Source organism: Streptomyces sp. MspMP-M5 (assembly GCF_000373585.1).
Taxonomy (GTDB): Bacteria; Actinomycetota; Actinomycetes; order Streptomycetales; family Streptomycetaceae; genus Streptomyces.
On the sequence record NZ_KB891931.1, the window covers coordinates 21,109 to 27,855 of the forward strand.

The window sequence follows — 6,747 nt, forward strand, 5'->3', positions numbered from 1 at the left end:
GTCCTCACTTCTTCCCGGCGGCGAGTTCGTCTCGCACCCAATCGGCGAGCGATTCGAGGCTGTCGCCCGAGAGGATCTTCACGATCGGTATCTGGACGCCGAGTTCACGGGATACGCGGTTGCGGAATTCGACCATCATGAGCGAGTCGATGCCGAGCTTCGTCAGGGGACGGTGGCGGTTCACCCGCTCGACGCCCATGCCCAGGACGGAGGCCACCTGGCCGGCCAGAGCGTCCGTGAGGTCGTCCGGCGTCGCCTGGCCCGGTGCCTGGCTCCGTTCCGCTGTGCTTGTGCGGGGCGCGGGGACGGCCGGGGTCTCGGGCACCGAAGGGGTGGGCGGGGCCTGTCGTACCGGAGCGGTGGAGCGAAGGTCCGGTGCGGAGGGGGTGGGCTTGGGAGCGTCGGCTCGGGACTCGTCCGTCCGGGAGCCGTCAGGCTTCGGAACGGGCAGGTCGGAAAGGCGAGTCCGTGGAGCGTCCGGCACGGTCCGGAGCACCTCGCGCAGCTGTGGCGAGGTACCTGCCTGCGGATAGGCGGCCTGCCACTCCGTCCAGTCGGTGCGCATCACGACGGTTTGCCTGGCGTCTTCCGCCAGGAGGTGTTCGAGGACCGCAAGGGCCTCGTCCGGCTCCATACCGTAGGAGCCGCGCGGCCGCAGCGAACGTCCCTGGACGGATTCGGCGTCCGCGATCATGCCGACGGTGTTCCAGAAGCCCCAGTTCACCGCGGTCGCCGTGGCACCGCGCCCGCGCCGGAAGGAGGTCAGTGCGTCGAGAAAGGCGTTTCCCGCCGCGTAGCCGCCCAGCAGGGGCGAGCCGAGAAGGGCGGAGGCCGAAGAGAACAGCAGGAAGAAGTCGAGCGGTTGGTCGGCGAAGACCCGGTGCAGGGCCCAGCCGCCGAGCACCTTCGGCTGCAGCAGCGACGCCAGCCGCGCGGTGTCGGTGTCGTTCAGGGCTTGGTATTCGATGACCCCGGCGGCGTGCGCCACCCCGGCGACCGGCGGCCTGCCCTCGGCGGCCCGCTCCGCCAGCAGCGTGCGCAACGCGGTTTCGTCCGCGACGTCGACGGCCGCGTAGGCCACGTCGGCGCCGGATGCGCGCAACTGCTTGAGCCCGACTTCCTGTTCCTGGTCGGGTGTTGACCGGCGCCCGATGAGCAGGAGGTGCTGGGCGCCCCGGGCCGTCAGCCGTTCGGCCAGGCGCAGGCCGATTCCGCCGAGCCCACCGGTGATGAGGTAGGTGGCGTTGTCGCGGATCACCAGGGGCTGTTGTTCGCGGGGGAAGGTGCTGATACCGGACGGAGCCGCGTCCTCCGCGACCGGTGTTGAGGTGTCGCCGAACCTGACGAGCAGTCGGCCCACCCGGTCCCCGTGGTCCTCGGCGCCGCCGGCGGGATACGTGCCGTCGGCCGGGCTCTCCTGGAGCGGTGTCCCGTCGTGTGGGATCTCCTCGTACGGCAGTGCCTGGAGCACACCCTTTTCGGCCATGGCAGCCACGGTGCGCACGATCGTGCCGGCACGGTCCGGCTCGTGCGCGACCAGATAGGCGACATCCACCGGGCAGTACATCTGGCCCGGAAGCGGCAGCTCCGGCCTGGAGGTGCCCCGGCCCCCGGTCAGGTCGACATAGCGGCCGTAGGGTCCCGCCTGCGACAGGCCGGCCGGGCCCTCCTTCCGGGCGACGGTGCTGAGCACCACGTCGTAGGAGGTGTCTTCTTCGGGCCGGTGGACGCCGTACAGGTCCAGCGCGGTCCGTTGGTGTTCGCCGTCGGCCGTGCCGTGGATGCGCGCGCCCTTCAGGCGTGCGAGCTGTGTCGCGGCCATTCCCGGGCCGGAGGCGGCGTCGTTGATGAGGACGCGTTCCTGCCCCAGGAGGCGGGTGCGCTCTTCCAGTGCGTGATAGGCGGCGGCGAAGGCGAGTGGCAGGGTGGCGGCTTCCGCGTGCGACAGCCGTTGGGGCTTGGCGGCGGTCAACACCCGCTTGGCGCAGGTGTATTGGGCGGGCCGGGTCGCGACGAGGGCGATGACCTCGTCCCCTTCGGTGAGGTCCGAGACGCCGGATCCGACCGCCTCGACGGTGCCGGAGCACTCCCAGACGGTGACCGGGCGGCGGCCGCTTCTCTCCGGCGCGCCCGAGACCGGCTCGGCGCCGGCGTGCGACACACGGATCAGGATCTCGTCGGTGGCCGGTTCGGGTCGGCGTGCCACCGCACCCGTCGATCGGGCGGCTGCGTCGTGCGTCGTCGAGCGCCGCGTCAGACGGGCGACGTAGCGGTTGTCACCCCGGAGAAGGATCTCGGACTCCACATCGTCGGCGAGGAGTTCGGCCGCCAGGGACTCCGCGCTGGAGTCGTCGCGGCCGATGTCCGCGCAGCTCAGGCGGAGTTCCGGGTGTTCCACCGCCGCGGCGCGTCCAAGACCCCACAGCGGTGCCTGGAACGGTGCGGTGACCGGGTCCGCGGCCCCGGCGGACTGGGCGTGCCGGCTGACGAGCCAGACCCTGGGTGCGTCGGACAGCTCGGCTGCCTGTACGGCCTTGAGGAGGTGGAGCACACTGCTGCCGGCCAGTTGCTCATAGCGCCGCAGCTGCGTCCTCGTCGGGGTCTCGACGTCGACTGCCGCCAGGGCCCACAGGTGGACGATGCCGCGGATGGGTCCCAGTGCGGAGACTTCCCGGACCAGGGCGGCCAGGTCGTCGGCGCTGCCGGGGGCGACCCGGAACCGGTCGGTGGTCAGGCGCTCGAAGGCCGCCGCCGGGGTGGCGATGCACACGGTGGTGCCGGCGTCGCGCAGACCGGCGGCGACGATCCGGCCCGCCTTGTCGCTGTCGGCCAGCACCAGCCAGGTGCCCGGCGTCCTGTCGCCGTCGTCGTGGGCGCGACGTGCGGGTGGTGCGGACGCCTGCCAACGCAGCTCGTAGAGCATGTCGTGGACGTCGTCGGGCAGTGCGGGGGGCGTCACGGGCGCGGTCCCTTCGTTCGGCAAGGTCTCCTGCGGTACGGGATTCCTCTGTGGGGGGTCGTTCGGCGCGGCCGGACGTGGTGCGGGTGTCCGTGCGGGCGTCGGTGTGAAGGCGGCTGCCTGGGCCGCGGCTGTGCCGTTTCCGATCAGGTACTGCAGTCGTATGCCGATGATCTCGGCGATCGGTTCGCCGTCGGGGTCGAGGATGCGGATGTCGCCGCAGAAGGATCCCTGCGGTGCCTGTGGGAGCAGGCGTGCGTGGGTGCGGAGATCCGCGGTGACCGGCCGGTACAGGCGCACCTCGTCGATGCCGCCGAGCACGAACACGTCGTCGGGCGACGGTTCGTGGGAGGCCGGCGGTGCTGCGGCGAGGGTGTGCGCGCAGGCGTCGAGGAGCGCCGGGTGGAAGCGGTGGCTGCCGATCGTCGGGCGGATCGCGGTGGGGCTCTGCAACTCGGCCCAGACCTCGCCGTCGGTGCGCCGCAGCTCCGTGATTCCCTGGAAGGACCCTTCCCACTGGTTTCCGCGCTGGGCGTGGTGCGCGTAGAACTCCGACCCGCTCATGTACACGCTGTCCGGGCGGTGCTTCGGGACGGCAGGGTCGCCCGCCGGCACGGGCCGGGAGATCCTCTTGAGTCCGGCGGTGACGTGGGCGGTCCACGCGTCGTCCGCGGACGGTCTGGTCTCGATGCGGCACCGCGCATGTTCCGAGCCGTCGTCGTCTACGGTGATCCGCAGGGTCCGTTCCCAGCCGTCGGTCAGAAACAGCGGGGTGTGGTAGGTGACATCGGCGACGGCCAGCGGCACCTCCCCGTACAGCTCGCTGCCCGCTGCCAGCAGCAGTTCGACGTAGGCCGTGCCCGGCAGGATCGGCGTGTGCTGGACCCGGTGGTCCTCCAGGTACCGATTGGCCGCACGGTCGAGCTTGCCCTCCCAGACACCGTCGCCGGTACGGGCGGGCAACAGGGGGTGTGCGGCCGACGCGGGGGCCGGGGTGGCGGCAGGTTCGTGAGGCCGGTCGGAGGCCCTTGCGGGCAGCCAGTGACTGTCCCGCTGCCACGGGTAGGCGGGGACGCGCACGAAGGAGCCGCCGGCGTTGACGGCGCCGAAGTCGATGTCGACGCCGGCCGCGTACAGGTTCCCCAAGGCGCCGAGCAGGGTGGGGAGTTCGGGGTGGTCCCGGCGTAGCGAGCCGACCGCCAGGGTCGCCTTGCCACGGTCCTCCGCGGTCTCCGAGATGGAGTTGAGCAGGAGGGCGTGTGGGCTCATCTCGATGAACACGGTGCGCTGCCCGGTGTCGAGTTCGGCGGCCACCGCTTCCGAGAAGCGCACAGGCTGGCGGAGGTTGCGGGCCCAGTAGTCGGCGTCGCAGTCGCTGCCGTCGATCAGGCGGTTGTCCACCGTCGAGCGCAACGGGGTCGTGCCGGCCTTGGGACGCAGACCCCGCAGGCTCTCCACGAGGTCGTCCCGCAACTCGTCCATCTGGGGCGAGTGCGAGGCGAAGTCGACCTTCACCAGCCTGGTGAAGACGTCGCGCCGGTCCAGTGACGCGAGGATCGCGTCGAGTGCCTGGGGCTCGCCGGACAGCAGCGTGGCGCGGGGGCTGTTGCTCGCGGCGACCGACACGGCATGCTCGTAGCCGGCCAGGGCCTCCTGGGCGTGCTCAGCCGACAGCTCCACCCAGGCCATCGCGCCCCGGCCGCTGCGCCGCTTCGCCAGCGCGCTGCGACGGCAGATCACGGCGGCGGCGTCCTCCAGGGAGAGTGCCCCGGACACGGCCACGGCGGCGGCCTCGCCCATGCTGTGTCCGATGACGACGTCGGGCTCCACGCCCCAGGACCGCCAGGTGGCGGCGAGCGCCACCTCCATGGCCCACAACGCCGGCTGGACGATGTCGAGTTGGCCGAGTCGCTCCTCCGTCCCGTCCCGCAGCAGGTCGAGTACGGACCAGCCGGCCTCGGCCTGAACGGCCTTGTCGCACGCCTGCATGGCCGTGCGGAATGCCTGGCTGGCGGTGAGCAGTTCCCGGCCCATCCCGAGCCATTGCGACCCCTGGCCCGGGAAGACGAAGGCGATCCGCGGCCGCTGTGTCCCCGGGACCTCTCCCGCGCTCAGGCCCGGTGCGGGGTCGCGGTCCGCGTAGGCCCGCAGGGCTTCGAGTGCCTGGGCGTGGGAGGCGGCGGCGATCGCCAGCCGGTGGTCGTGGTGGGACCGCCGGACCGACGAGCTGAAACAGATGTCGCGGAATGCCTGTCCGGCGCCGGTGTTCGCGTCGGCGAGGAAGGAGCGGTAGGAACCTGCCAGGGCGTCCAGCGCGGCCGGCGTCACCGCGGACAGCGTCAGCAGTCCGGCTCCGGTGGCCTCGGCCGGGTCGTCGACGGCGCTCCGGGTGGTGGGATCGGCTTCCTCGGCGGTGGCGGCGCGCAGGACGATATGGGCGTTGGTGCCGGAGAACCCGAAGCTGCTGACCCCGGCGATGTGCGGCCGGTCGCCGGCCGGCAGTTCGGTGCGACGATCGGCGATCCGTACCGGCCAAGTGCCCCAGGGAATAGCGGGGTTGGGAGTGTGGAAGTGCAGGCTGGGTGGGATCTCGCGGTGTTCCAGGCACAGCACCGTCTTGAGGAGTCCGGCGACACCGGCCGCGGCCTCGGTGTGCCCGAGGTTCGTCTTGACCGAGCCGAGCAGCAGCGGGTGGTCCGCGGGCCGTCCGGCGCCCAGCACTGTGGCCAGTGCCTCCAGTTCGACGGGGTCGCCGACCGCCGTTCCCGTGCCGTGCGCCTCGACGTAGTCCACCGTCGCGGGATCGACTCCGGCGTCCTGGTAGGCCCGTTCCAGTACGCGCCGCTGGCCCTCCACCCCGGGCGTCACCATGAAGCCGCTGCTGCGGCCGTCGTTGTTCACGGCGCTGCCCAGGATGACCGCCCGAACACGGTCCCGGTCGGCCAGGGCTCGGGACAGGGGCTTGAGGACGAGGATGCCGACGCCGTCGCTGCGGACGAATCCGTCCGCGCCGGCGTCACCGAACTTGCACTGCCCCTCGGCGGACAGCATGCCGGCGCTGGAGTAGCCGATGCTCTCCTCCGGTAGCAGCACCAGGTTGGTGCCGCCCGCCAGGGCCAGTGACGATTCGCCGGAGCGCAGGCTCTGACATGCGACGTGCACCGCGACGAGCGACGACGAACAGGCGGTGTCCAGGGACATGCTGGGGCCGCGCAGGTCGTAGGTGTACGAGATGCGGCCGGACATCACCGCGCGGGCCGCGGCGCCCGTCAGGGAATACAGGTTCAGCTCGTCGCGGGCGGAGTTCTGCAGGGACCAGTAGTCCCCGTTGTGTTCACCGATGAAGGTTCCGGCGGAGCTTCCGGCGAGGTCGCCGAAGGTGAGACCGGCGTCCTCCAGAGCCTCGTGCGAGACCTCCAGCAGCAGGCGCTGCTGCGGGTCCATCTGCGCCGCCTCGCGCGGCGAAATGCCGAAGAATTCCGCGTCGAATTCGTCGACGCGGTCGATGAGGCCGCCCCAGCGGCTGACGGTCTTTCCTGCTGATCGAGGCTCAGGGGCGTAGATCTCGGTGGTGTCGAAGCGGTTCGGGGGGATTTCAGCAACCGCGCTGCGGCCGGCCCGGAGCAGGCGCCATAACGCGTCGACTCCATCGGCTCCCGCGAAACGCCCGGCTATTCCCACAATGGCGATGGGCTCGCCCGTCATAAGTCCTCCACGATGTTGATCGCCGGTCGTGACCGGGATGTCTGCTCGCCGCTGGATGCGGTCGAGACGCGGTTGGGACGGTG

The 6,747-nt window shown here is 71.5% G+C and carries 1 protein-coding gene; it reads right to left on the reverse strand.

From position 1 onward, the window contains the following. Window positions 1–4 precede the first annotated feature (4 nt). Window positions 5–6,664: a type I polyketide synthase gene (locus B073_RS0133310; RefSeq protein WP_018542412.1), complete on the reverse strand. Its 6,660-nt coding sequence runs from the start codon at window positions 6,662–6,664 to the stop codon at window positions 5–7. Between the last annotated feature and the right edge of the window lie 83 nt (window positions 6,665–6,747).